Below are 26,329 nucleotides of genomic sequence, written 5' to 3'. Positions count from 1 at the left end.
TTTTATAATGAACACTTATAAGTTTATAACAATAATATATTTCTAATATAGAAGAGTCAATATTATCCTTTAATAAAGGGTGGAGCTGTATAATTAGGGATTTCCACTCACAAATGATTGAATTTTCTTATTTATTTGCAGTATTTTGACCCATTTACGCCTTGTATTTTACTGATTTTGTAAGAAATAATAATTTATTCCTAGAGATTTTTCAGTGCTAAGGTCTAACTGGAAAATGCAGGGAAATCAAGGTGGTCGGTAGAATATTAACAATATCATCTATTAAATGGTGATAAAAATGCAAAAGGAGGATTTTAATGAAAAAATTATACAGTGGCTTTCTATTAGTTAGTATCTTGATGCTTATCGGAATCATGACAGCATGTAGTGGCAGTAAAGAAGGTGTCTCCGGCGGTGGAAGCCAAAACTTAAGTCTATTGACTGGCGGAACTGGCGGTACATATTATCCACTTGGTGGACAAATTGGAAATATCATTTCTGATAACACAAAGGCGAATATAACACCCCAAACATCCGGTGCTTCAGCTGAAAACATGGAAACCTTGAGAGTGGGAGAAGCTGAAATTGCTTTCTCGCAAACAGATATCGGAGCATATGCAATTGAAGGAAAAGAAATGTTTGAAGGAAAACCAATTGATAATATCCAAGCAATCAGCTCTTTATATCCGGAAACGGTACAACTTGTAACGACAGCTAAAAGTGGAATTAAATCAGTTAGCGATCTAAAAGGAAAAAAAGTATCAGTGGGCGCACCTGGATCAGGAGCATACATTAATGCCATGCAAATTCTAGAAATTCATGGATTATCAGACAAAGATATTAAAGCACAAAATCTATCTTTTGATGAGTCAACTGACGGAATCCAGGCAGGTAATATTGACGCAGCATTTATAACTGCAGGCACACCAACTGGTGCGGTTGAAGCGTTATCTGTACAAAATGATATTGTCATTATTCCAATGGAAGACGACAAAGTTCAAGCATTGGTTGACAAATATCCATACTATGCAGAGGATACCATTCCTAGTGGCACTTATAAAATAAAATCTGACATTAAAACGGTGGCTGTTAAAGCAATGTTAGTTGTATCAAAGGATCTTGATGAAGAATTAGTATACGAAATGACAAGAGCTATTTATGAAAATACAGACAAAATCACACATGCAAAAGGTAAGTTCATTACACCTGAAACGGCACTTGAAGGATTAGGGGATATGGAGCTTCATCCTGGTGCAGCTAAATACTTTAAAGAAAAAGGTGTAACTCAGTAAACACTATAATGGTCGGTAGTACGCTATATGTGTTCTATCGACTTTTGTTTTCTGGAAAATAGATTCCTAATTTTGAAAGGGGTATCTATGAGAGTGAAGAAATTTACGATTTATTGTATACCTCTACTATTGTTTAGCGCTTTTCTATTCTTCTTTCCATATAAACAAGTCATTGCTTTTTCTTACCAGGATCAAGAGGAATTACTAGCATATTTACCGTTGAAAAAAGAAAAAACCGTTCAAATAAAGTATACACACTCTATTCACTTATCAGAAGTACTCGAAACTTATCACTTATCCGACAAGAAAATGAAACTAACCGAGCTTGCATATAAAGATTTTGCAGTTGGTATGCCTTCTAATGCAGAAGGTGAGGAAGTATTTGAAGAGAAAGACGGCACTTATTATATAAAAAATATGAATCGCCAATTTGCATATATTGATTTAAGAATAGGGAAAGTTAGAGCAAATCATCGGTTAATTTATAAGGGGTGTACATACACATTTTCAAGTTTTATTAAGCCAGGCACATGGATCAGAATTTCTCCAAAAAAAATTTCATTTTGGGAACAATTGAATGGAGTGAATATAAATGGCTGATGATAACGAAATAGCGAAGTATTTAACGGAAGAAGAACAACAGGAACTATTAGAAAAATACGATCCTGAAGCGGGAACAAGGAAATTAACAGGTATTTTGGGTTACATTGCTTTTATCGGTCTCTTAGCCTTTTCATTATTTCAATTATATACGGCTGTTTTTGGTGTTTTTACAGCACAAATTCAAAGGACGATACATTTAGGTTTTGCACTTTCTTTAATTTTTTTACTATTCCCCGCAAACCGCAAGAAACGTCAAAAGGGAAAGTTCCAAATTGCCTGGTACGATATTATTTTAGCTGTTCTTAGTATTGGAGTAGGCGCTTATTGGCCATTATTTTTCGAGGATCTCGTTATGAATGTTGGTCGTTTAGGCACTTTGGATTTTGCAGTTGGTTTAGTAGCGATTCTACTTGTACTTGAGGCTACTAGGCGTGCAGTAGGTCTTCCCATTATGGTTATTGCCATAGTATTTGTTCTCTATGGACTTTTTGGACAATATATGCCTGGGTTCTTATCACATCGTGGTTTAACCTTTGAGCGTATGGTACAAACGATGTTTTTCTCTACGGAGGGGATATTAGGCACGCCATTAGCGATTTCATCTACATTTATCTTCCTGTTTTTATTGTTTGGTTCTTTCCTTATTCGAACAGGGGTTGGTCAATATTTTAATGATCTTTCAACAGCGATTGCTGGTAGAAGAATAGGAGGGCCTGCAAAGGTTGCAATTTTTTCAAGTGCTCTTCAAGGAACGATAAGCGGAAGCTCTGTAGCTAATGTTGTTACTTCAGGAGCATTCACGATTCCGATGATGAAAAACCTTGGATATAAAAAGGAATTTGCTGGTGCAGTAGAGGCAGCTGCTTCAACAGGTGGTCAATTAATGCCGCCAATAATGGGGGCTGCTGCATTTTTAATGGTTGAGTTTATTGGTAACGGGATTACGTATTGGGATATAGCTAAAGCAGCTTCCATTCCAGCCATACTTTACTTTTCAGGAATTTGGATAATGACACACTTTGAAGCGAAGAGACTTGGATTGCGTGGGTTAACCAAAGAAGAAATGCCTAGTAAGAAAGAAGTATTTGGTAAGATTTATTTATTAATTCCGATAATCGCCATTGTTTTATTACTCATGTCAAATATAACGGTTACACATGCTGCACTGTACTCAATTGTCATTTCTGTCATAGTGGGCTTTATTAACAAAGATGTACGTATGAAATTCATTGATATTATTTATGCATTAGTTGATGGAGCTCGTACAGCACTTGCAGTAGCAGCTGCCACTGCATCAGCTGGTATTATTGTAGGAATTGTGACGAAAACGGGATTAGGGCTAAAGCTGGCAAATGGTTTAATCGATTTGTCTGGTGGATATTTAATACCAACACTTATGCTAACGATGGTAGCAGCACTTGTTTTGGGAATGGGATCACCGACAACTGCAAACTATGTAATCACATCCACAATTGCGGCGCCTGCAATAATTTTACTAGGTGTACCGGATTTATCGGCACATTTATTCGTTTTCTACTTTGGCATAATTGCAGACATAACACCACCAGTTGCATTGGCAGCTTTTGCAGCTGCAGGAGTTTCTGGTGGAGAACCGATAAAAACTGGGATAGAGTCATCAAAACTGGCAATAGCCGCATTTATTATTCCATACATTTTTGTACTTTCTCCGCAAATGCTTATGATTGATACAACTTGGATGGAAGTTGCATGGGTTGTTCTTACAGCAATGACGGGTATGATCGCAATTGGAGCCGGTGTAATTGGTTACTGGGTGAGGGGGATGCACTGGTTAGAAAGAATCCTTGCTATCGTGGTTGGGTTGCTATTAATCTATCCTGAAACAATTTCGGACATTATTGGATTAACTACGTTTGTAATATTACTTGGTTTACAATATTTGAGGAATCGAGACAAGGATAACAGTTCTAATATATTGGAACATAAACAAAATATGTAGAAATCATACCTGCAACGATATTATATGGGCAGCAGAGGGTGTAAGGTATGTGTTTGTACTCTTTGTGACTATAATCGTAAGGACATCGAATGGTATCAATAAATACTAGAGTTGAAGAAAAGCAGGTAATGGTTTTTTTTATAGCATAAGAAATCTAAATCAAATTTTAATTTTTGATTTTAAGGGGGTGGTTTAATGAGGTAAAGTTTCCAATTCATATTTTGACAAAAGAGAGAATAAAAGAATGTGCTTCAGTCAGTTCAAACTGCTTTTATATAGAATAGAGTGCATCACGCACATTCCGTCTGGTAATAGTGAATTGTAGTCGAATCCTGTAACAGCCCTTTGTGAATTTGTGAAGATCAGTAAAAGTTTCATTAGTTATCGCATTTGTTTTAGAAACAATAATCATTTTGAAAGGAGACTAATTTATGAAATTTATAAAAAGTTTTATTTTAGTTACTTTCAGTTTCTTTTGTATGATTACACCGGCTTTTGCAAGTGTGCCTGGGGTAGATAAGTCAATGAAAAAGGGGGCAACAAAAGGAATAGTATCCGTTGCTCATCCGTTAGCTGCTGAGGCTGGTATAAAAATATTAAAACAGGGAGGAAACGCGGTCGATGCTGCAGCTGCCATTCAATTGTCGTTAAACGTAGTGGAACCAATGATGTCTGGAATTGGTGGCGGTGGTTTCATTATGATTTATAGTAAAAAGGAAAATAAAATTACGATGATTGATAGTCGTGAAATGGCCCCGCAAAATGTAACGCCTGAACTTTTTTTAGATGGAAAAGGGAAACCAATCCCTTTTAGTAAGCGTCACACTACTGGAAAAGCAGTAGGAGTTCCAGGAACGTTAAAGGGTGTCGAAACAGCTCTTGAGAAATATGGAACGTTGGATATATCTCAAGTAATAGATCCGGCAATTAAACAAGCTGAAAAAGGGGTTAAAGTCAATTGGATCACTGCTCAATACATCGATGAAAATGTAAAAAAACTTCAAAATAATCAAGCGGCAGCAAATGTGTTTGTTCCTAACGACCAACCCTTGAAAGAGGGAGATACCCTCGTTCAACCAGATCTGGCAAAGACGCTTAAATTAATTAAAAAACAAGGATCGGAAGTATTTTATAGTGGCCAAATTGGTAAAGCACTTACCAAAGAAGTGCAAAAACGCGAAGGAACAATGACAACAGAGGATTTAGAGAATTATGTGGTGAAAGAAAGAGAACCGATTAGATCGGAATATAGAGGATTCGAATTGGCAGGGGCAGCTTCACCAAGTTCTGGCAGTTTGACTGTCCAACAAATCCTGAAATTAATGGAAGGTTACGATGTACAAAAGATGGGAGCAAACTCACCAGAATATCTTCATTATCTAACTGAAGCAACGCATTTGGCTTTTGCTGATCGGGCAGCGTATATGGCAGATGAAGATTTCTATGATGTACCTAAAAAAGGACTTTTAGATGACGACTATATAAAAGAAAGAAGAAAACTTATTAAGGCAAATAGATCAACCGCTGATGTAAAAGAAGGCGATCCATGGAAATATGAAGGCAAAGAACCTGCTTCTAGGGTGAAAGTAAAAGAAGAGAAGACCCCAATTGGACAAACGACTCACTTCTCTGTCATGGATAAGTGGGGAAATATGGTTTCTTATACGACAACGATTGAACAAGTATTTGGATCAGGTATTATGGTGCCTGATTATGGATTTATGCTTAATAATGAAATGACAGATTTTGATGCGACTCCGGGTGGCGTTAACCAGGTAGAGCCAGGAAAAAGACCGAGAAGCAGTATGTCTCCAACCTTTGTATTAAAAGACGGTCAGCCATTTATGGCCATTGGTTCTCCGGGGGGAGCAACGATTATCTCATCTGTGTCTGAAACAATTATGAATGTGATTGATCATCATATGTCGATTCAAGAAGCCATTTTAATGCCTCGTATTTATTCCGCTAGTTATCCGACTGTGAGATGGGAACCAGGAATTGAACAAAATACAAGATTGGAGTTAATGGCAAAAGGGCATGTATATGAAGAACAACCGCAGCATATTGGAAATGTGCAGGCTGTTATTTTTGATTATGAACATGGGAAAATGTATGGAGGAGCCGATAATACGAGACAAGGTACAGTCCTTGGGGTAGATAGGATATCCTATAAATCGAAAAAGCCAAAAGAAATAAGAGAAGAGAAGAAGGGACCGTTTACCTTGAAAGTGAATGGAGCCGTATATCCCTATACAGCCAATCAAATGAAAATCATTAATGGAAAACCTTATATTCAGTCAGATAAATTGCTACTTGGTTTAGGTGTAATTGGCACAGCGGATTTAAAAACATATAAACCAGATAATAAATCGTATTTACCAATTATAAAAGTCGCGAAATCATTGGGATACAAAGTAGAATGGGACGAAAAAGATAAAGTAGTACTGTTAGAAAAAGACAAAATTGATGTGGAAGATCCTGATGATGATGGTACTATCACCAATTAATTTTTTACTCTAAGTTTTAGGTCTATTATCGTTGGAAAATACTCTTAGAGAACGAAGAATTTGAAAGTGATGATAGTCATAAACCTAACTGAATGATAATAATTCCCCTTGTGCTATGTGCATAAGGGGAATTATTTTAAAGCCAAAACCCAACTGTGAAAAAGCCGCCAAGGATGTCACTTGGGAAGTGTGCACCCAATCAAAATAAAGCCCGCGACGAGCGAAAGCAGACCTAGAAATAACGCAAGTGAAGGTTGAAGTAGCTTGATCATAAAATCCCTCTCATTCAATATAAGTAAGATTAACTATACGACGAATTAAGCTTAATCCGGTTTGAAATTCAATTTAAAGAACCTGATTTAGCTACACTATTATTTATGAAGGGGACAGGCTCTTTTACCCCAAAAATTATTTTGATGGTGCAGGATAACTAAAATTAGATTTCTCCTGTTCAATAGCAGATAATGCTAATTTTTTTATTGTTACATCATCCATTGGAGGATTGTGTAAACCGGCTCTTACATCTCTATAGTACCTTTGAAGAGGATTGCTTCGTTGAAGGCTTTTTGCACCGACTATTCGCATAGCTTTATCGACAATTGTAATTGCTGCGTTTGTAACAATATGCTTAGCAGCTCCAAGCTCATTGGTGATATGAGCTCTTCGTGATTCATCATCATAAGCCTCTGCAACGCTATATAAGAAATGCCTTGCTTTCAATAATTCCAAATCAATTTCTCCTAGAAGTTGTTGGACATTTGCTAGCTGGCTAATAGGTCCATTTAGACTATTTGGCGAATAATTATTAGCAAATTGTATAGCGTAATCTCTTGCAGCTTGCGCAATACCAAGGTAACAAGCTGGTATATGAAGAATCCATGCATTCAATTGGATGCCACTTGGTATTTCAGGAAGTTCGACAAGTTTTGAATCATCTACTTCTACCTCTTTAAGAACCAGATCATGGCTTCCAGTTCCCCTCATTGAAATTACGTCCCATGTTTCATCTATGGTTAGTCCTACTAAATCTTTATGTAGGAGAAAAAATCCAACCTTTTGCTTTTCTTCAATCCATGCAGATACTAGAAAATAAGTTAATACTGGGGACATGGTTGTAAAAGTTTTACGTCCTGAAATAACCCAAGAATTCTCTTTTTTGACAGCTTTTGTTCCAGGACGGCCTCCCCGGGTTGGACTTCCTGTTTGTGCTTCACTAACTGAACGATTCACTAAGGCACCATTTAGAACTTCATTAGCAAAAAAGTTTATGTTCTTATCTGTCCAACTCTTTTTTTCAAAAAGTTCGCCTATCACTCCAAGGTTCCAGCCAATGGAAAGTGCTGTTGTTGCATCAAAACTAGCCAATGTTTCTTGAAGGAGTATCATGTCATATATTTTTAAACCTCCGCCACCATAGGCTTTGGGAAGAGTTGAACTTGTATATCCCATATTAATTAAATCTTGAATGTGTTCTGTTGGGAAGGTTGCTAATTCATCAATTTGAGCAGAATTATTTTTGAATTTTGATTCTAGTTCATGTAACTTTTGTAACCACGTTTTTTGACTCTCTGTTTTAATAAATAAGTTAATCACGTTTTGCCCTCCTGCTATTTTAAAGGTTTACCTATTAATTTAACAAAATAATCCCTATTATTCTTATTGGTTTAAATGATAATTGTGACGGTTTAAGTTGTCAAGGAATTTATATCCAGTAAATTATAAGTTAGAGATTTCCAAAAAATACATTGACTTTAAAATATTATCAATCTAATATTTAAATTATCAGTTACCATACTTAACCTACCAAAATAGTTGGTATTAAAGGGCAGCATAGTGGATCTACTATATGAGGATAGTTAAAGGTATGTAATAAGCATTATACAAATAAACAAAAGAAGGAGATTTTTTATGAAAAATAAAAAGTTTTTCAATGTGGTAGCCACCGGTTTAGCATTAGTAACCCTTTTAACAGGATGCGGTTCAAGTACATCGTCCGGAAAAGAAGCAAATACAAATGAAGGTAGTAGCGATACAGAAGTAAAAAAGGTAAAAATAGCATATGACCAAGCGTCAAAACCAATGTCTTGGTTAGATGAGAAGGGAAATCCAACTGGTTACGATGTAGAAGTTATGAAATTGGTTGATGAATTACTTCCAGAATACGAATTTGAATATATTGGGACATCAAGTGATGACTTATTAGTAGGCATTGAACAAGGTAAATATCAAGCAGGGGTTAAAAATGCTTTCTGGACACAGGAAAGGACAGAGAAGTTTATCTTTCCTAAAGAATTCCTTGGGTTAAGCAGTGCAGGACTTGTGTTAAAGAAAGAAAATGAAAAGATAAAAAATCTAAAAGACTTTGCTTCAGCTGGTTTTTCTTTAGCACCAATTGCTGCAAACAACGCGCAATATACAATTGTTGATGAATATAACCAGGCCAATAAGGACAATAAAGTAAAATTAAAAGCCGGAGATGCATTCACAGTTGATGTAGTTCAATGGGTTAACGAAGGCCGTGTAGACGGTGGAATAGCAATTGAGGGAGCTTTTAAGAAGCAAGTAGCAGAAGATGGTCCATATCATAATTTAAAAAATGATCTCGTTTACAATGAATTCGCCGTAATCAAAACTTGGCCATTGTTTAACAAAAAAGAACAAGAATTTGCAGACGCTTATGATGAAGCAATCAAAAAGTTAAAAGAAGAAAAGAAGACAAATCAGTTAAGTACAGAATTTTACGGAAGAGATTTGTTTGAGGTATTGGAAACTGTAAAAAGATAACAACACTCTAATCTACCAGAGCCTAAAAAAGTCAATCACTGAGGCTATACTTGTCACTTTCTTATTTTAGGTTGTTGAGTGGGTAACCTCAATTCAAACCAAAAAAGTAAAGGAGTGGCAAGTTTTTGTATATATACCTCTAATATTGAAGAATGATTACGTTTTGAATATTGAACCTTTTAAATAGGAAAAAGAAGATGGATGTGAAACATGGAGAAATACTTTGATGTAAATTACATAGTTGAATCAGTACCAATGTTAATTCCTTTTCTAAAAGTAACATTAATGGTTGCTGGTCTTTCGGTCCTATTCGGGACAATCTTAGGTTTCATCTTAGCAGCCATGAAAATAGGAAATAGTAAAATTGCTAAGAAAATTGCCTATGGGTATACAACAATATTAAGATGTACACCATCTATTGTTCTCCTATTTCTAACTTATTATGGGATTCCAGCAATTGCAGATAATTTTGGCGTAAACCTAAACGACATTGACAAAGCGGTATTTGTTGTTATTACCTTTTCGCTTCAATTTGCAGCTGCCATGTCTGAGGTTATCAGAACATCGTATGAATCTATAGATAGAGGGCAATTTGAAGCTGCAGTAAGTGTAGGATTAAGTAATACACAAGCGTACTGGAGAATTATTTTACCGCAAGCTTTTGTAGTTGCTTTACCAAACTTCGGTAACAGCTTACTTGAGTTGATGAAAGAAGGAGCCCTAGCATATACAATCGGATTGATAGATATCATGGGGAAAGCAGAGCTTATAATCGCTGGGAATTATAATACTCATGCATTAGAAATTTATCTTGCTTTAGCTGTTATTTACTGGATATTATCAATTGCTATTGAACAACTATTCTTAAAATTAGAGAAGGTATTTAGTAAAGGAAAACAAGTGATAACAACTACATAGGGGGTGACAGAGTGTCAGAAGGATTGGATTATAAATTTTTAGTGGAAACCTTTTTTGTAGCATTATCAGGGGTGCCCACGGCGTTATTCATTACAATTGTAGCTTTACTTGTTGCGCTTCCGTTAGGATTTTTGCTTGCTTTAACAAGAATAAATCAAATTCCAGTTTTAAATCGTGTAGCACAGATATATGTTTCCTTTGTAAGAGGAACTCCTGTCATAATTCAAATTTTTATTATTTATAGCAGTGTACCCTTATTGCTAGCTTCGATATTTGATAAGTATAACATCGAAATGAATGTATACGATGTAAATCCGATTTGGTACGCATTCATTGTTTTTTCATTGAATACGACAGCTATTCTAATAGAAGTGTTTCGTTCAGCAATAAGCACAGTGAGTAAGGGACAACTAGAAGCTGCTTATTCAGTCGGATTAACAAATGCCCAAGCATTTAGAAGAATTATTATTCCACAGACATTAGTTGTAGCATTACCAAATATTTGTACAGCAACAGTCAATCTAATTAAAGCAACATCTCTCGGATATGCATTGTCATTGCAAGAAATTACTCTAAGAGCCAAGGTAGCTGCCAATGTAGGCTACAATTATGTTGAGGCTTATATTGATATCTTTCTTGTATACCTGATTTTATGTAGTTTAGTAGAGTATTTATTTAAGCTGTATGAAAAACGTTTAAGTAGGTATAGAGCAGTAGGTATTTGAAATGAAGCAGGAGGTGGACATGATGTTAGAAATTACAAATATCCATAAATCATTTGGAGAAAATGAGATTTTAAAAGGTGTAGATTTAAAAATAGAAAAGGGTGACGTGGTAGTAATTCTGGGCCCAAGCGGTTCAGGAAAGACAACATTACTTCGATGCATTAACTTTCTTGAAAAAGCAGATCAAGGACATGCAATTTTTGGGGATATTGATGTAAATCTTAAAACAGCATCAAAAAAGGCGATTCATGGAATTAGGCAAAAGATCGCTTTTGTATTTCAAAATTATAATCTGTTTAATAATAAAACGGCATTAGAAAATGTGACAGAAGGTCTTGTTATTGGAAGGAAGATTGCGAAAGCCGAAGCAAATGAGATTGGTAAAAAAGCATTAGATAAAGTAGGTCTGTCAGAAAAATACAATGCTTACCCTATTGAACTATCAGGTGGTCAGCAACAAAGGGTTGGCATTGCGAGAGCAGTAGCTTTAAATCCTGACATTATTCTATTTGACGAACCAACTTCTGCACTTGATCCTGAACTTGTCGGTGAAGTTTTAACAGTAATGAAGCAAATAGCAAAAGAAGGAACAACCATGTTAGTGGTCACGCATGAAATGTCTTTTGCAAAGGATGTAGCAAACAGAGTAATATTTATGGATGCTGGTGTCGTAGTAGAAGAAGGATCACCTAAAGATATTTTTGTGAAACCAAAAGAAGAAAGAACAAAGAAGTTCTTAAAAAGAGTCTTACCGGAGGATTATATTTTTTACATTTAATTTTCAAATGAAATTAAGAGTTAATAAGAAAAGGGTGAATTTTTGAAGCTGATCCAGAGCGATAGATTAATAGCGATCACTCTATACATATAAGTAATTAAAACAAACGCATGGTAATCCATACTTGTGTTGAAATAAAAAATCATTCTTTTCAGTAATAATCAATGAAATTATGGGCTTCAGTGTAGCCTATATGAAGTAGTCAAAAAACGAATTACCTATGAAAACCTGCTTGGGAATTTCGTGTAAATAACTAGTGATCCTACGAGATGAAATTAACTCTTCACTTGATCACTAGATTAAAAAAATTGCATAATTGAACGTATGTTTTCAATGCTTTTCTCCTTGCGTTTAGTTAATTGATGACGGTGCTCTTTAGTTTTTATAAGTGTGTTTTTGGTTTATAATAACAATTATCAAGTCATATCAGGGGGTGAAACTTTGAATGAATATAATGTTACAGTTAAGAATGGCAGCACAGTAATTCTGTCAGAAATTATTAAAGCTGAAGATGAAAGAGAAGTCCTTGGCACACTATTGATTACTAGCGAATTATTTAATCAACCTTTTACTGACATTAGGATTTTAGAACGCTAATTTGTTACTGAACTCTCCATTTGTTACAATCATAATAAATCTTAAAACAGTAGGCGATATTATGTGCGGGCGTTTCACCCTTTTCACAGACATTGAAGAAATAATTGACAGGTTTGATATTCAAGCGCCATTTAATGCCGAGTACCAATTCAGCTACAACATAGCACCTTCTCACTCTGTCTTATCCGTTATTAATGACGGATCTATGAATCGACTTGGATATCTTCGTTGGGGACTCATACCTTACTGGGCAAAAGATGAGAAAATGGGCTACAAGATGATTAATGCCCGAGCGGAGACCATTGCTGAGAAAACAAGTTTTAAGAATTCGTATAAGAAGAAACGGTGTTTGATACTTGCCGACTCTTTTTATGAGTGGAAGAAGACACCAGAACGTAAAATACCCATGCGAATAAAACTTAAGAGTAATGCCCCATTTGGAATGGCTGGTCTCTGGGAATCATGGAAATCACCTGAAGGTATCACGATATATTCCTGCTCAGTTATTACAACTACTCCGAATGAGCTAATGACTAGTATTCATGATCGCATGCCAGTTTTACTTAAACCTGAAGATGAAAAGACTTGGCTGGATCCTTCAATTAATGATACTGCATATCTACAGCAATACTTAAAATCATTTGATACTGAACAGATGGAAGCTTTTGAGGTATCGAATGATGTGAACTCACCTAAAAATAATTCACCTAAGTTAATACACCAAATTTGCTGAGAGGTCCTAGGACCTCTTTTTGTTTTTCTCTTTTCAATTAAAGGTGAAGTACTTTATCTTCATTCATAAGTTCCTCTTTACTCATTTGAAAAAAACCTCTTTATAAAATACTTTAGGCTACACCTTGCGGAAATACATAAAATACTGTACTCTTATATTTGCTTTTCGATGCGGGTATCGATGTTACTTTCCTAGAGTGAATGGATGAAAAGCTAGGACTGCAAAAAGACAACTTAGCAATCGAACAATGCAGTGCACTTGTTAACCTGCCTGATTCTTTACTCGTAGACATCGGAACATTTGATAATATCATTACGTAATTTGGATCTTCTTATCAAGAGAGACGGAGGGACTGGCCCGAAGATGTCTCGGCAGCAGACTTAATAGGAGTGCTGTGCCAAATCCAGCAGGCGAATACGTCTGAAAGATGAGGAGGGTGTTTTTTATAGATTAAAAGACCTCTTCTTATTGTTTAATAGAAGAGGTCTTTTTTCACGTTCGATGGTTTAGCTTTAGCTTCGTATTGGCTATTATGCTTTTGGAGTCATGCTTACAATAATATGAAAGAAATGTTGGATCTTACTAGAATTTTTTACCGAATTAGTTCAATGAATAAGGGCTATGACATATTTGTCATGGGAAAAATAAAAAGAGGTGTTCATCATGAGTACAAACAATAAAGGGAATCCTTGGGCTTTAGTCCCATTTGTCGTTTTTTTAATTTTATTTATAGGTTCCGGGGTTATTACAAGAGATTTTTATTCATTTCCGGTGATTGTGGCGATTGCGATTGCATCAGCGGCTGCATTGGCAATGAATCGAAAAGAGTCTTTCAATCAAAAAGTTGAAATCTTTTGTAAAGGTGCCGGGGACTCCAATATTATGTTAATGGTTATCATTTTCCTTTTGGCCGGTGCTTTTTCAGAAGTGGCGAATGGAATGGGTGCGGTAGAATCAACGGTGAATCTTGCGTTATCGGTTTTTCCGCAAAATCTATTAATGGTAGGTATTTTCATTATCGCTTGTTTTATTTCTCTATCTATGGGGACAAGCATGGGAACAATCGTAGCGCTAGCACCTATAGGTGTAGGAATTAGTGAACAAACCGATATTTCGCTTGCCCTTTCAATGGCCGCCGTTATCGGTGGTGCGATGTTTGGTGACAACCTATCTTTCATTTCAGATACGACAATTGCAGCTGTTCGAACGCAGGGAACGAAAATGAAGGATAAGTTTAAAGTGAATTTTTTCATTGTTTTACCTGCGGCCATCATCACATGTGTCATCCTTGGCTTTTTAACAATGGGTGAACAAGCAGCTATCTCTCAACATTCCTATAATTGGGTGAAGATTCTACCTTATATTTGCGTTTTGATCACTGCATTAGCTGGAGTCAATGTGTTCCTTGTCCTCTCCATCGGTATTGTGTTTGCCGGAATTATCGGGTTAGCGGATGGTAGTTATCAACTGATGGGCGTCATTCAAAAAATGGGGGATGGAATGGCGGGAATGTATGAGATCTCTTTTCTTGCCATTTTAATTGCTGGTATGGTGTCAGTCATCAAACATAACGGCGGCATCGATTATCTTCTCCACGTCGTGACCCGTAATAGCAAATCAAGAAAAGGTGCTGAATTCAGCATTGCCGGTCTAGTCGGTTTGACAAATCTATCTACGGCAAATAACACGATTTCTATTATCATTGCCGGTCCGCTAGCCAAAAATATTGCGGAAAAGTATGGCATCGATCCCCGTAAATCGGCGAGTTTGCTTGACGTTTTTGCTTGTTGTATTCAAGGGTTAATTCCATACGGGGCACAACTGCTTGTTGCGGCGGGGGTAGCACAAATTTCACCTGTAAGTATTTTACCCTATTCTTTTTACCCAGTATTAATTGGGATTTGTGGAGTCATAGCCATTTTGATTGGTTTTCCGCGATTTTCAGGGAGCGAAGAGAAGAAATATACTTCTTGAAAAAGTGAATTAAACAGAAAAACACCCTGAATCTTTAGATCTAGGGTGTTTTTTTATATGCGTCCATTTTAATAAATATATATTTAGCTTTTATTCATGGAACACTTTACAATTTTGATCTTATAAGGGTTCAATTGAAAATATCAGAAAGCGTGGGAGAATAATTATTTATATTTAGAAATGATACAGAATATTATATCATTCTTATTCTCGATGGGAGTTTCCCGATTCATTCCTCAAATTTATGAATGAAATAAATTGAATGGTAGGATATAATAGATTATTGTATTGGGGATTCATTCTTGAATCTCCCTTTTTTACTATGGACTTCTATCGTTTATCTTACCGAGAGAATGGGGAAATAAACAATGGTTGTCAATTGCTATCATATATAAGTTAATAATTAGAGGTGGTTTGTTTTTAATGGAGATGTTAGGAAGTTTTATTAGTGGAACAAATGATTTACTGTGGTCAAAAATACTGATTATTATGCTGATTGGATTGGGTCTTTATTTTTCCGTTCGTACGAAGTTTGTCCAATTCAGAATGGTAGGGGAAATGTTCAGGCTTTTGGGAGAAGGTGCCACAGCGGATAAAAAAGGTGTGACATCGTTTCAGGCTTTTTGCATCAGTACTGCTTCACGGGTTGGAACAGGTAACCTTGCAGGTGTTGCCATAGCCATCACAATGGGTGGTCCAGGAGCCGTTTTCTGGATGTGGTTAATAGCACTTATCGGGTCTGCCTCTGCCTTCATTGAAAGTACACTTGCACAAATTTATAAGGTCAAGGATGGCGATACATTCCGAGGTGGCCCTGCTTATTATATGGAAAAAGCATTGAATGCCCGTTGGATGGGTATCACGTTCGCTGTATTGATTTCGCTTACATTTGGGCTTGCTTTCAACTCTGTACAAGCCAACACGATCACAAGTGCGTTCAATGAATCGTTTGGGATCGATAAGTGGGTTACGGCAATCATCCTTGCTCTTGTTACGGCTGTCATCATTTTTGGAGGCATTAAAATGATTGCAAAAGTATCTGAAGTCATCGTACCGATTATGGCAGGAGCATATGTGATAGTAGCATTGATTATCATTATCATGAATATTACCGAGTTACCTGGTGTTTTTGTTTTAATCTTTGAAAGTGCTTTTGATGGATTAAGGGAAGTTGCTGGCGGAGCACTAGGCGCTGCCATGATGCAAGGAATCAAGAGAGGTCTATTTTCTAATGAAGCCGGGATGGGTAGTGCCCCTAATGCAGGTGCGACAGCAGATGTCAGTCATCCCGTAAAACAAGGGCTCATTCAGTCTCTTGGTGTATTTGTGGATACGCTTGTCATTTGTAGTTCGACCGCCTTCATCATTTTGTTCTCAGGCCTGTATACATCGAAGGAAACAGATGGTATAGTCCTTACCCAAAATGCACTTGGTACGGCATTAGGATCTTGGGCTGGCATTTTCCTTGCCATTATCGTACTGTTATTCGCCTTTAGTTCCATAGTTGGTAACTACTATTATGGAGAGTCGAACATTGGCTTTATTAATGAAAATAAAGTTTGGCTAAACTTATATCGTATCGCAGTCGTAGGGATGGTGATTTTCGGTTCGCTTGCTTCACTCAAGTTTGTATGGGGTCTAGCTGACTTGCTGATGGGGTTAATGGCCATTATCAACTTAATCGCCATAGCCTTACTTGGAAAAATTGCATTTGCTGCACTAGCCGATTATCAAAAACAAAAGAAGAGTGGAAAAAACCCAGTTTTCCATGTAAACAATATTAAAGGTTTGAAGAATGTGGAATGTTGGGGTGATCCATCCGATAATGTGGATGAGAGTAAGAGCAATCGAAAGTTAAAGATAAATTAAGGCATTTCAGCTTGTAGACAAAGTCCCTTTTTTTAGGGACAAGTCTATAAGCTTTTTTTGTATAGGCGATGTTAAATCTAAATGTTGATATGTATACATTAAGAAAGGGAACTCTTGATACATATTAAGTTCCCTTATTAATTCAACTAACGCTACCCTTTACTTGATTAAGGATTACTCCAAAATCAACGTTATATTTTTACTATCAAGGATAATTTCTTCTACCCAATTAAATATAGTTGAACCAATGTTCATTTTTGCATCCCTTATTTCTTTAATTACTTTTTCTTCATTACTTGGATGGCAATTTTTCAACATCTCATTCAGTATGGTTATTGTTTCTCCGTACCCCAAATCGATTTTAGATTTGACAGAATTTCTCCAAAAAATTGTATATTCTTCTTCAACTTCTATATCACCGAAACCACCAAATAAAATATCATTAAATGCATCGAGACTTCCATTCCACTTGTATTTTCCAGAGAGAACTACATTCGAAAACTCGTTACAGAGTCCATTAAAGTCCGAAAAATTTTCACCATCTAAGACAAAAACTTTGTTAAATTTAATCACCTCTAATACATCATTTTCGTTATTTTAATTAAATCGCCTTCTTCAACTCAATACTTCTTTAGTGAAATAAGAATTAACCTGTCAAACTGAATTTTGACATAGGACGTAACTTCTATATATATTTTAAACGAACTTCAAGGTTTAGAGATAGAAAAAAATTATTAAAAAAACTCCTTCCTGAATTTAAGAGTTTAGACTTCAATTCGGCTAGTGTTAAAGGGTTAGAGAAAAATAGTTCTTGCCACTTCTATGAGGCAATGGGAGCTAAAATAGTGGATAGCATGATAACTAACATTGCAGATGATAACTTAAATTATTCGTTTATAGGTGGGAGGATATCAGCATATAAAAAGCATATGTCCTTTCTTATTCCACTATCGGGGCAGAAGAGTTGAATAAGGAAGTGGATACGTTGAGACAATATTGGAATAAGAAAAAGGCAAACTTTCTTTAATATGGGCTGGGTGAAATATAATACCGATAATACAAAACGTTATTAAACTCATGTAGCATACTTATACTGGCTTATGAAGTGATAATTTATAGGGGGATAATATGGAACTTTCTTTATTATTAGAGTATGGCTGGGTATTAATTATTTTGATTTTTTTAGAAGGTTTATTATCTGCAGATAATGCTTTAGTTTTAGCTATTATGTCAAAACATTTACCAGAAGAACTGCAAAAAAAAGCGATTAATATTGGGTTGCTATTAGCTTTTATATTTAGGATTGGTGCAATCTTTATTATTTCGTACCTTTTCCACGTTTGGCAAGTTCAAGCAATTGGGGCTGCTTATTTAATTTTTATCTCATTAAAACATTTACTAAAAAAGGACCACGGAGAAAAAGAGAAAAAAGGGAAAAGCTATCGTATGACTATTGTGCAAATTGCATTAGCTGATATCGCCTTCGCTGTTGATTCTATTTTAGCAGCGGTAGCTCTTGTCATTGCCCTGCCAGATACACCAATGGGGGAAATTGGGGGGATGGATGGCGCACAATTTATAGTAATTTTATTAGGAGCAATTGCTGGTTTAATTGTTATTAGGTTTGCAGCAGGTTACTTCGTTAAGATATTGACAGAACGCCCTAGTCTTGAAACTGCAGCAATGTTACTCGTTGGTTGGGTTGGGGTTAAGTTATTAATGCATACTCTTGCGCATCCAGCCTTGCACATTATTCCTCACGAGTTTGTTGAAGGACCTATTTGGAATACAATCTTTTGGTCAGTAATGCTGCTTATTGCATTAGGTGGATGGTTTTTATCTAAAGGAAAAACAGAAAAACAGTGAAGCAAAATAAATATATTTGTCTGTAAAAAAATAACGATTTTAAAATTGACAAACGTTCATTCCGTTTACTAATTTTGAGTTATTTGATAATTAAACGAAAAGTTTTGTTCAACTAAGGGGTGCTTTACTTTAATAAGGGAGGTTGCTGCGGCAACCTTTTGTTCTTGCATACTAAAGGGGGAGGTGAGTGGTGGAAGGAAAAGTTCATCTAGAAGTTGCATATCTTCTTTCTAAACTCTGAAGAAGAAATTGATGATGAAGAATAACAGAAATTCTTATTAAGCAAACAGGGTTATTGGTGAAGGAGGACTTATAAAAAAGCCGATTCCTTAGTGTTTTAGGGAATTACTTTTCATTTGGGAATATCAAAGTCACCATTGATCAAAATGGAAGATAGAATGAAATATGAGAGAAATCATAATAGAACTATGCTTTTGAGGAACAATAAATTGAAAAGATATAAAAAGGATACAAAGCGAGGAGTTTTATGAAAAAGATAGCAATGTTTTTCCTATGTCTTCTTATCTTAATTTTTCCATCACAAGTTATTGCTCAACGAAAAGTACCTATTTTAATTTATCATTCGATTGACGAGTTTAATGGACACGGTTCTATGGAGTTATATGTAACCCCAAAGAATTTCGAGAAACAAATGATTTATTTACGAGACCATGGCTACACATTATTAACTTTTGATCGATGGCAAGACATTAATAAAGTAAACAAACCCATTTTCATTACCTTTGATGACGGATACAAAAACAACCTGAATGCATTTGCTATCTTTCAAAAATTGAAAAACGAACGTTTTAAACCATCTGGTACCATGTTTGTTATATCTGACTTTATTGGTCGCTCAAACCGATTATCGAAATCGGATTTGAAAACGATGGCTGATTCGGGTATGATCTCAATTCAGTCTCATACTGCTACACATCCTGACTTGACGAAAATTAAAAATTATGAATATGAAATGAAAGGGTCCAAAGATAAAATTCAAAAAATAACGGGCAAACCAGTTTATGCACTTGCGTATCCATACGGGAATTTCAATGACAAAGTCGTAGCAGAAACGAAGAAATATTATTTGTTTGGACTTACGACAACTCCTGAACCATTTTCTGAGAAGGGCATTAAAGACGAACTCTATCTTTTACCTCGAATCTATATCAAATATTCAACTAGCCTTGACGACTTTGCAAAGATTGTTGACAGAGAATGAAGGTGGTTCCTATTCCAAGTAATCGCTTTTTCTATTGGACCTAAGGGAAAAGTAATAGTGCTTATAAGCTAATGGATCAGAAACAAGGAAAATTTCAAATAAAAAAGGAGGATGAAATTAACCTCATTCTTCAACTTCAATTGGGCGCTTTTTTGAAAAAATAACATTAAACGGAGTTCATAAAAATGGATAGGAATATATGGATACTGTAATACCTCCATGTTTCCCATTCAAATAAGATTGAACCCTCTGGTTGTTAAATCAGTGATAAATCATTTTTTTATCTTTATTGAATATTGGATTATTTTTTACGCAAAATACCATTGTTATTACTTCATGTTGTCAATCTATATGAGATGACAAATGAAACCAAGTTTCCATGTTTTAATAAAATAGGCAAGATAAAAATAATTCGAAATAAGGAGTGAATTCTATGGATAGCAAGGAATCAAAAAAGGATTCTTTAGATATAGCTGGAAGAATTTATGACGTCAGTGATTATAAACGAAAGGATACATTGTCCTCTGGGCTTGCTAAAACCCACGAGCAAGTTTCGGATACCTATACGGAAGGTGAAATGCAATCTGTAGTTGATGATGTAGACGGAAAGAATATAGAGATAAAAGGGGAAGAGGCTGAAGAAGAAAGCCAATAAAATAATTAGGGAGAAATACCAGGGCATTGCATGAGCTTTCAAGAGTGATACTTTGCAGCTACTTGTATTTCTCTGAGGTTAAAACTATCCAGGTATATTACCTGGATAGTGAAGAATATCTCCATTTTATCCCCTAGTTTGTTGACCTAATGAAACAGGCTAAGGGTTGCTTCTTAATTAACCTTTTCAATCTCCATTTTTTGAAGTAATTCTTCTTTCGTTCTAGGGGCAGTGTCTTTTTCTGTGAATATCTTTGATTGAATAAGTGATTGAAACATTTCAAATATCCATGGTTTTTCTAAATGTGCTTGATACAAAAGGTCTTCATGATGAAAAATAGTGACAGGATCTCCTTGATATATGACCTTTCCATCGTTCATGACAATGATTTCGTCAGCCCATTGATAGGCTAAGTTAACATCATGGGTTGATAAAATGATTGTTTTATCAGGGAGATGGATGTTATCCAAAAGAGCCATAATCTGTTTGGAAAAATAAGAATCCAATCCCGCCGTAGGCTCATCTAGAATCCAGACTTCGGGTTCCATGGCTAACACACCAGCTATGGCAACACGCTTCTTTTGTCCTAAGCTCAAAAAATGGGTGGGCTTATCTTTCAATTCTGTTACTTCTGTTTGGGCCATCGCCCATTCAACTTTCTCCCGCACGACATCTCTTTCCCAACCTAAGTTCATCGGTCCAAACGATATATCCTGTTGAACATTAGCGGAAAAAAGTTGTGAATCCGGGTCTTGAAAAACGATTCCAATCTGTTTTCGTAATAGTAATAATGTTTTTCTGTCATATTTTAATTTCTTTCCCTTAAATTTGATGGATCCTGTTGTTGGCTTTAATAGACCGTTTAAATGTTGGAATAAAGTTGACTTACCGGCACCGTTATTGCCTAATAAAGCAATTTTTTTACCTTGTTGAATAGTAAGAGAAAGATCTTTTAATGCGAACGTCCCATCTGCGAATTGATGGGTGAGGCCATCTATATTAAAAATATGTTCTTCCATTATCGAACTGCCCCCAATTTATATATATCTATAAATAAAGAATAAGCTTACTAGAGTTACAATGGTAATCAGCCAATTACGAGAGGAATAAGTGTAAGAGTCATCGATAAATGAAATATTCTCTTGATACCCTCTTGCGTTCATTGCCATCGTTAATTGTTCAGAGCGCTGAAACACTCCTAAAAACAGGGAAGATATGAGTAACCCGAGAGATCGAATTCCCTTCCTCACTGAACTATATCCAAGCCGTGATGACTGTGATTGATGAATGGCCATAGCTGTATCTAAAAAAATAAAGATGAAGCGATAAGTTAATTCGATTAAATCAATCAGCAATGAAGGCAGTTTCAGCTTACGCAATACATATAGTATAACTGTGATGGGAGTAGTTAAGGTTAGGAAATATAAACAGCTGATACTGCTTAATACAACAACGATTAGACCAATTACCGTTTTTATACTGTCTTCGCTGATAAATATTTGCCAGCTGCCGAAATTCCAGGACCACCATACATTTGGTATCGAAGTAAATTTACTTGCGAATGAAAAAAGGATGGTAATTGTACCTGATAGTACAAAAAATCCAGGTAATAAGAGTAATTTTAGATAATAAGAGATTGGAATTTTTGCCCCGAAAATGATAAAAGCACTCATCACGGTAAAGGTGATGAGTGAGACGGTCGTATCCCTCACTGCTAAAGAAAACAACAAAAGGGAGAGGGCAAAAATCATTTTCTCTAAAGGATGTACATGCTTTAGCCGGTTGAAATAGGCGTATTTATCTATGAGTAACATGTTTTGCCTGTTCGTCCTTTTCTTGGACGGACTGTTTATTTTTTTGTCGCATAACGCCGATGAAGTATCCTATGAATCCGGCGCCAATCGCGGCTTGGAGAGCAAACAATAAGCTTTCGGTTTCTGCACCTGGCGGCTCCCAGATACTGTTGAACCAAGGCTTATATTCTGGTTGGATTTTAGTGATGGCTTCTTCCGCCACTCCATCAGCTCCACCAAATTCTGTTCCTTGTTGGGTGATTAACGGAATTATAGCAAGTATGACGACTAGAAAAAGCAACAATAAACTTTTTTTCATGCTAACGAGCCTCCTTAGATAACACTCGCAGTAATTTCAATTCGCCTAGATTGTATTTCTTCAAGAAATTCATGACAACGACTGTCAATAAACCTTCACTGATTGCTAAAGGTATTTGGGTAAGGGCAAAGATTCCTGAAAATTTAGTGAATGAGGCCATGAATCCACCTACCTCCGATGGGAAAGCTAAAGCAAGTTGTACAGAAGTTATCACATAGGTGCCCAAATCTCCGAAAGCTGCTGCTAAGAAAACAGCAAGAGAGAAGGACCAACCTAATTTAGTAGCGCCTTTGAATACAAAATAAGCAATGAACGGCCCGCAAACAGCCATGGAAAAGGCATTGGCTCCTAGCGTAGTTAGTCCTCCATGAGCTAGTAATACAGCTTGAAATAACAGAACAATAGAACCGACGACACTCATGGCCAGTGGCCCAAACAAGATTGAACCTAAACCGACGCCGGTAGGGTGTGAAGAGCTTCCTGTAACGGAAGGGATTTTTAGGGCTGATAAAATAAAAACGAATGCGCCGGACAGACCCAGCATCATTTTTGTTTCTGGGTTTTCCTTCACTTTAGACCTAATAGAACGGTAACCCAAGATTAAAAATGGAAGTGTCACAGCCCACCAGAATATCGCCCATTCGATCGGTAAGAAGCCCTCCATAATATGCATGGCCATTGCTTTCTTTGGTACGAAAAGTAGTAAAATGACAAAATAAAGTATTTTCCAATTGGCTTTTTTCATTTTTTCTCCTTTCAACGCTTTTATTTTTAATGATTAAAGCTGAGAAGAGAAGTGGCGGGCAACATAAAAAGCACTTCTCTCAAAAAGAAAGAAGTGCGTAATGAACAGTAAGTTTGCAGCATAATACAAATATTAGCTTAGCTGCCTGATCCGCACACCCATCCTCGTAGGTTGTAAACAGTTTCACGCTTCATGGCAGGTCTCCTGGCTCTGGATCATCATCCTCATACATCCTTCCCATCGCGTTTGACAGTGGATTATTCATTACGTATTAGGACTTCCCTTTACAGTGGCGGGACCGCGCCGGATTTACACCGACTTCCCTATTAAGCTAAATTCCGAGGAATCTAGCACCATAAAACTTATGTAATTTTTTGAAAATTCTCGTTTATTGTACCATAAAGCAATGATTCCATCTACACTCTATTCATATTTTTTTGAGAAGGATAAAATCGCAGTGAGGATAGGCATGAAGCTGGATTTTCACCATTAAACTTTTCAAAACAGTCGGAATAAACTATTGAATTTTAAAAAAGTTGTTATATGATAGATAAAGTTAACTAGAAATATATTATTATAAAACCAAATATTTCAATTTAAAAGTGCTCTTGTATGAACACGCAAGGGATAATAGGGAAATCGGTGAGAATCCGATGCAGCCCCCGCTACTGTAACGCTGATGAAATTGTCGATAACCACTGGCCTAGAGCTGGGAAGGGACAAAAGTAAATTGAAGCGTAAGCCAGGAAACCTGCTTTTAAAATTGTGTGATACTTTTCGGAGGGAAAGGTAGAAGGACTATGGAGATTTTGAGAGTTTCACTTTGCTTGCTGGAGGCTCCCTTTTCATATAGTTTTTTTTAAACCTTAACTCTAACAGTTAAGGTTTTTTATTTTGCCTTTTCTCAGATTTAGGAGGAAGAAGATGACAACTTGGAACTTAAAAGGCACAAATTCGCATCTTTTGATTTGTAACGGCAGCAGTTGCATGAAAAAAGGTGGCGAAGAAATAACGCAAGCAATTCGTGATGAAATTACTTCACAAGGTCTGAATCAAAAAATTCATACTACTAGAACTCGCTGTAACGGAAGGTGTAAGGATGCCTGCGTTGTGATTGCTTATCCTCAAGGGACATGGTATCGAGTGGATTCACCTGATTTTGGACGAGAGATTGTCCGTAATCTCGATGATGAGAAGTTCATTCCACAGATGATTTACCAATTTACTAATGGAGAAATGACTCCTAATCCAGATTTTCCAGCTCAAACAGGAATTTCAAAAGACAAGTTGTAAAAGGAGATGTCTAAATGAGTACAAACGGTAAATTATTTGTCGTTGGCTTTGGACCAGGGAATTTTGAACATATTACCAAACGTGCTGTAGAAGCCCTTCAAGAAAGTGACTTCATCATTGGTTACAAAACATATGTGGAACTCATACAGGGCCTTCTTACAGATCAAACGATTATAAGTACAGGTATGACTGAAGAAGTATCACGTGCACAAGAAGCAGTGAAACAGGCGGAGTTGGGAAAGAAAGTGGCTGTAATTTCGAGTGGTGATGCAGGGGTATACGGAATGGCAGGGCTGGTTTATGAAGTATTGATTGAAAAAGGCTGGAAAGAAGAAACGGGAGTAGCCATTGAAATCGTTCCTGGTATTTCTGCCATCAATTCATGTGCGTCTTTACTTGGTGCACCTGTCATGCATGATTCCTGTACCATCAGCCTCAGTGACCACTTAACGCCTTGGGATCTGATTGCCAAAAGAGTGGAGGCTGCAGCAATGGCTGACTTTGTCATTGCACTTTATAATCCTCGAAGCGGTAGACGGACTAGGCAAATTGTTGAAACACAGAACATTTTACTGCGTTACCGCTCGCCCGAAACACCTGTCGGATTGGTAAAAAGTGCTTATCGCGATCGTCAGGATATTGTGATAACCAATTTGAAAGACATGTTAAATCACGATATAGGGATGCTAACAACCGTCATTATTGGAAATTCATCTACCTTTTTATATGATGACAAAATCATCACGCCACGTGGATATCAAAGAAAGTATACATTGAATTCGGAAAAGCAACCATTGAAGCCGCATCAACGCTTGCAAAAAGAAGCAGAACCTTGGGCATTAGATCAAGAAACAGGTTCTATGCAGGAAGCGTACACCGAGTCGACTGGCGGAGTTGGATTGCTTACAAAAGCACCAGAAAAAAAGAGCACTTCTTTTGAAGTGGCAATGGAAGCACTCACAAGAGTTAAGGGTCAAACAGTTCAGCAATCAATTACGCCGATTGTTCAGCAAAAAATTGAGTCGGTATTCGAGCTTGCAGTTAGCCCAGGTGTGGCGAACAAGCAATTTACTCCGAAACAAATGATGACACTTGCAGAAGTTGTTGGAGAAAAGGGAACGATGGAATACACGCCAAATCATAAAATCGTTTTAAAGATTCCTACAACAGATCCAGAAGTTATTACTGGAAAATTGCAATCAGCAAACTTTTTATTATCGCCAATTGGGGATGTATTGACTTTAAAAGCCTGTGATTTCTGTGATGGTGAAAAAGTGGAATCCATTCCTTACGCGGATGAAATACAGAGGGTACTTGGTGGGATTGATATGCCTAAGGAACTGAACATTGGTTTTAATGGGTGTGGAATGGCTTGTTATAGTGCAGTGATGGATGATATAGGGATCGTTTTCCGAAAAGGGAAATTTGATTTATTCCTTGGAGCGAAACCTGTTGGAAGAACGGCTCATCCTGGTCAACCAGTTGCAGAAGGAATTGAACCGGATCAACTAGTTGAATTAATTACAAACATTGTCAACGAATATAAACAAAATGCTCATCCTAATGAACGACTATTTAAATATTTCAAACGGGCGAAAAAGATACAGGGCTATTTATATCAAGACATTGCTCCCAAAATAAAAATAGAGCCTGCGCCTTGTGAAGACTAATCAAGAGG

23 protein-coding genes and 3 riboswitches are annotated in these 26,329 nt (G+C 36.5%); of the genes, 17 read left to right on the top strand and 6 right to left on the bottom strand.

Features of this window, described 5'->3' with window-relative positions; all coding sequences use genetic code 11:
* Positions 1–317: 317 nt before the first annotated feature.
* The 4 genes from JFV29_RS01500 to ggt all read left to right on the top strand — a co-directional run bounded on the left by JFV29_RS01500 (position 318) and on the right by ggt (position 6,380).
* Complete coding sequence (locus JFV29_RS01500; RefSeq protein ID WP_201180834.1) at positions 318–1,292, top strand: TAXI family TRAP transporter solute-binding subunit; 975 nt, start codon at positions 318–320, stop codon at positions 1,290–1,292.
* Positions 1,293–1,385: 93 nt separating this feature from the next.
* Complete coding sequence (locus JFV29_RS01495) at positions 1,386–1,892, top strand: DUF1850 domain-containing protein (RefSeq protein ID WP_377428031.1); 507 nt, start codon at positions 1,386–1,388, stop codon at positions 1,890–1,892.
* Entirely contained in the window at positions 1,885–3,873 is a 1,989-nt protein-coding gene (locus tag JFV29_RS01490; protein ID WP_201180832.1) for a TRAP transporter permease, read from the top strand. Before JFV29_RS01495 ends, JFV29_RS01490 begins: the two co-directional genes overlap by 8 nt.
* Before the next feature lie 431 nt (positions 3,874–4,304).
* On the top strand, positions 4,305–6,380 hold the full coding sequence (gene ggt, locus JFV29_RS01485; protein ID WP_201180829.1) for a gamma-glutamyltransferase: 2,076 nt from the start codon (positions 4,305–4,307) through the stop codon (positions 6,378–6,380).
* Between the two features lie 408 nt (positions 6,381–6,788).
* Here the strand turns inward: ggt and JFV29_RS01480 are convergent, their stop codons facing one another.
* Positions 6,789–7,970 carry an acyl-CoA dehydrogenase family protein gene (locus tag JFV29_RS01480; RefSeq protein ID WP_309559267.1) on the bottom strand — a complete coding sequence of 394 codons (1,182 nt, stop codon included), beginning with the start codon at positions 7,968–7,970 and terminating at the stop codon, positions 6,789–6,791.
* Positions 7,971–8,288: 318 nt separating this feature from the next.
* On the opposite strand from JFV29_RS01480, the gene JFV29_RS01475 reads away from it, so the two are divergent.
* The 8 genes from JFV29_RS01475 to JFV29_RS01440 all read left to right on the top strand — a co-directional run bounded on the left by JFV29_RS01475 (position 8,289) and on the right by JFV29_RS01440 (position 16,758).
* Positions 8,289–9,164: a transporter substrate-binding domain-containing protein gene (locus tag JFV29_RS01475; RefSeq protein ID WP_201180825.1), complete on the top strand. Its 876-nt coding sequence runs from the start codon at positions 8,289–8,291 to the stop codon at positions 9,162–9,164.
* A gap of 210 nt (positions 9,165–9,374) precedes the next feature.
* Complete coding sequence (locus JFV29_RS01470; protein WP_201180824.1) at positions 9,375–10,082, top strand: amino acid ABC transporter permease; 708 nt, start codon at positions 9,375–9,377, stop codon at positions 10,080–10,082.
* A gap of 11 nt (positions 10,083–10,093) precedes the next feature.
* The gene (locus JFV29_RS01465; protein ID WP_342366474.1) at positions 10,094–10,807 is read left to right on the top strand and encodes an amino acid ABC transporter permease; all 714 of its coding nucleotides are present in this window, start codon (positions 10,094–10,096) and stop codon (positions 10,805–10,807) included.
* 22 nt (positions 10,808–10,829) lie between these two features.
* Positions 10,830–11,585 (top strand): amino acid ABC transporter ATP-binding protein, encoded by a 756-nt coding sequence (locus JFV29_RS01460; RefSeq protein ID WP_056527041.1) that lies wholly within the window; start codon positions 10,830–10,832, stop codon positions 11,583–11,585.
* Positions 11,586–12,026: 441 nt separating this feature from the next.
* A complete protein-coding gene (locus tag JFV29_RS01455) occupies positions 12,027–12,182 on the top strand; it encodes a hypothetical protein (RefSeq protein WP_201180823.1) in 156 nt (51 codons plus the stop codon).
* Between the two features lie 61 nt (positions 12,183–12,243).
* Positions 12,244–12,915 carry an SOS response-associated peptidase gene (locus JFV29_RS01450; RefSeq protein WP_201180822.1) on the top strand — a complete coding sequence of 224 codons (672 nt, stop codon included), beginning with the start codon at positions 12,244–12,246 and terminating at the stop codon, positions 12,913–12,915.
* Positions 12,916–13,243: 328 nt separating this feature from the next.
* Positions 13,244–13,349: riboswitch (SAM riboswitch) on the top strand.
* A gap of 229 nt (positions 13,350–13,578) precedes the next feature.
* Positions 13,579–14,889, top strand: a complete 1,311-nt coding sequence (locus JFV29_RS01445) for a Na+/H+ antiporter NhaC family protein (protein ID WP_201180821.1) — start codon at positions 13,579–13,581, stop codon at positions 14,887–14,889.
* Positions 14,890–15,312: 423 nt separating this feature from the next.
* Positions 15,313–16,758: an alanine/glycine:cation symporter family protein gene (locus JFV29_RS01440; protein ID WP_201180820.1), complete on the top strand. Its 1,446-nt coding sequence runs from the start codon at positions 15,313–15,315 to the stop codon at positions 16,756–16,758.
* A 174-nt stretch (positions 16,759–16,932) separates the two neighbouring features.
* On the opposite strand, the gene JFV29_RS01435 is transcribed toward JFV29_RS01440, so the two are convergent.
* Positions 16,933–17,331 carry a hypothetical protein gene (locus tag JFV29_RS01435; RefSeq protein ID WP_201180819.1) on the bottom strand — a complete coding sequence of 133 codons (399 nt, stop codon included), beginning with the start codon at positions 17,329–17,331 and terminating at the stop codon, positions 16,933–16,935.
* Between the two features lie 555 nt (positions 17,332–17,886).
* On the opposite strand from JFV29_RS01435, the gene JFV29_RS01430 reads away from it, so the two are divergent.
* The 3 genes from JFV29_RS01430 to JFV29_RS01420 all read left to right on the top strand — a co-directional run bounded on the left by JFV29_RS01430 (position 17,887) and on the right by JFV29_RS01420 (position 20,501).
* The gene (locus JFV29_RS01430) at positions 17,887–18,624 is read left to right on the top strand and encodes a TerC family protein (RefSeq protein ID WP_201180817.1); all 738 of its coding nucleotides are present in this window, start codon (positions 17,887–17,889) and stop codon (positions 18,622–18,624) included.
* Between the two features lie 487 nt (positions 18,625–19,111).
* Positions 19,112–19,846, top strand: a complete 735-nt coding sequence (locus tag JFV29_RS01425; RefSeq protein ID WP_201180816.1) for a polysaccharide deacetylase family protein — start codon at positions 19,112–19,114, stop codon at positions 19,844–19,846.
* 433 nt (positions 19,847–20,279) lie between these two features.
* On the top strand, positions 20,280–20,501 hold the full coding sequence (locus JFV29_RS01420; protein WP_053345838.1) for a YozQ family protein: 222 nt from the start codon (positions 20,280–20,282) through the stop codon (positions 20,499–20,501).
* A gap of 173 nt (positions 20,502–20,674) precedes the next feature.
* Here the strand turns inward: JFV29_RS01420 and JFV29_RS01415 are convergent, their stop codons facing one another.
* From JFV29_RS01415 to JFV29_RS01400, 4 genes are read right to left on the bottom strand one after another with little or no spacing between them, the layout of a single operon-like run.
* Positions 20,675–21,520, bottom strand: coding sequence for an energy-coupling factor ABC transporter ATP-binding protein (locus tag JFV29_RS01415; protein ID WP_201180815.1), 846 nt, complete (start codon positions 21,518–21,520; stop codon positions 20,675–20,677).
* An 18-nt stretch (positions 21,521–21,538) separates the two neighbouring features.
* Positions 21,539–22,315, bottom strand: coding sequence for a cobalt ECF transporter T component CbiQ (cbiQ, locus tag JFV29_RS01410; protein ID WP_098174658.1), 777 nt, complete (start codon positions 22,313–22,315; stop codon positions 21,539–21,541).
* Entirely contained in the window at positions 22,299–22,613 is a 315-nt protein-coding gene (locus JFV29_RS01405) for an energy-coupling factor ABC transporter substrate-binding protein (protein ID WP_201180814.1), read from the bottom strand. Before JFV29_RS01405 ends, cbiQ begins: the two co-directional genes overlap by 17 nt.
* Position 22,614: 1 nt before the next feature.
* Positions 22,615–23,358 (bottom strand): energy-coupling factor ABC transporter permease, encoded by a 744-nt coding sequence (locus JFV29_RS01400; RefSeq protein ID WP_201180813.1) that lies wholly within the window; start codon positions 23,356–23,358, stop codon positions 22,615–22,617.
* Positions 23,359–23,535: 177 nt separating this feature from the next.
* Positions 23,536–23,731, bottom strand: a riboswitch (cobalamin riboswitch).
* Between the two features lie 210 nt (positions 23,732–23,941).
* Positions 23,942–24,131: riboswitch (cobalamin riboswitch) on the top strand.
* A 151-nt stretch (positions 24,132–24,282) separates the two neighbouring features.
* Between JFV29_RS01400 and JFV29_RS01395 the strand changes: the two genes are divergently transcribed.
* Positions 24,283–24,651: a (2Fe-2S) ferredoxin domain-containing protein gene (locus JFV29_RS01395; RefSeq protein ID WP_201180812.1), complete on the top strand. Its 369-nt coding sequence runs from the start codon at positions 24,283–24,285 to the stop codon at positions 24,649–24,651.
* 14 nt (positions 24,652–24,665) lie between these two features.
* The gene (cobJ, locus tag JFV29_RS01390) at positions 24,666–26,321 is read left to right on the top strand and encodes a precorrin-3B C(17)-methyltransferase (protein ID WP_201180811.1); all 1,656 of its coding nucleotides are present in this window, start codon (positions 24,666–24,668) and stop codon (positions 26,319–26,321) included.
* Positions 26,322–26,329: the final 8 nt, after the last annotated feature.

The organism is Peribacillus sp. TH16 (assembly GCF_016651095.1).
GTDB lineage: Bacteria > Bacillota > Bacilli > Bacillales > DSM-1321 > Peribacillus > Peribacillus butanolivorans.
Note: the sequence above shows the minus strand (reverse complement) of the source record. Positions and strands in the feature narration are given on the sequence as shown.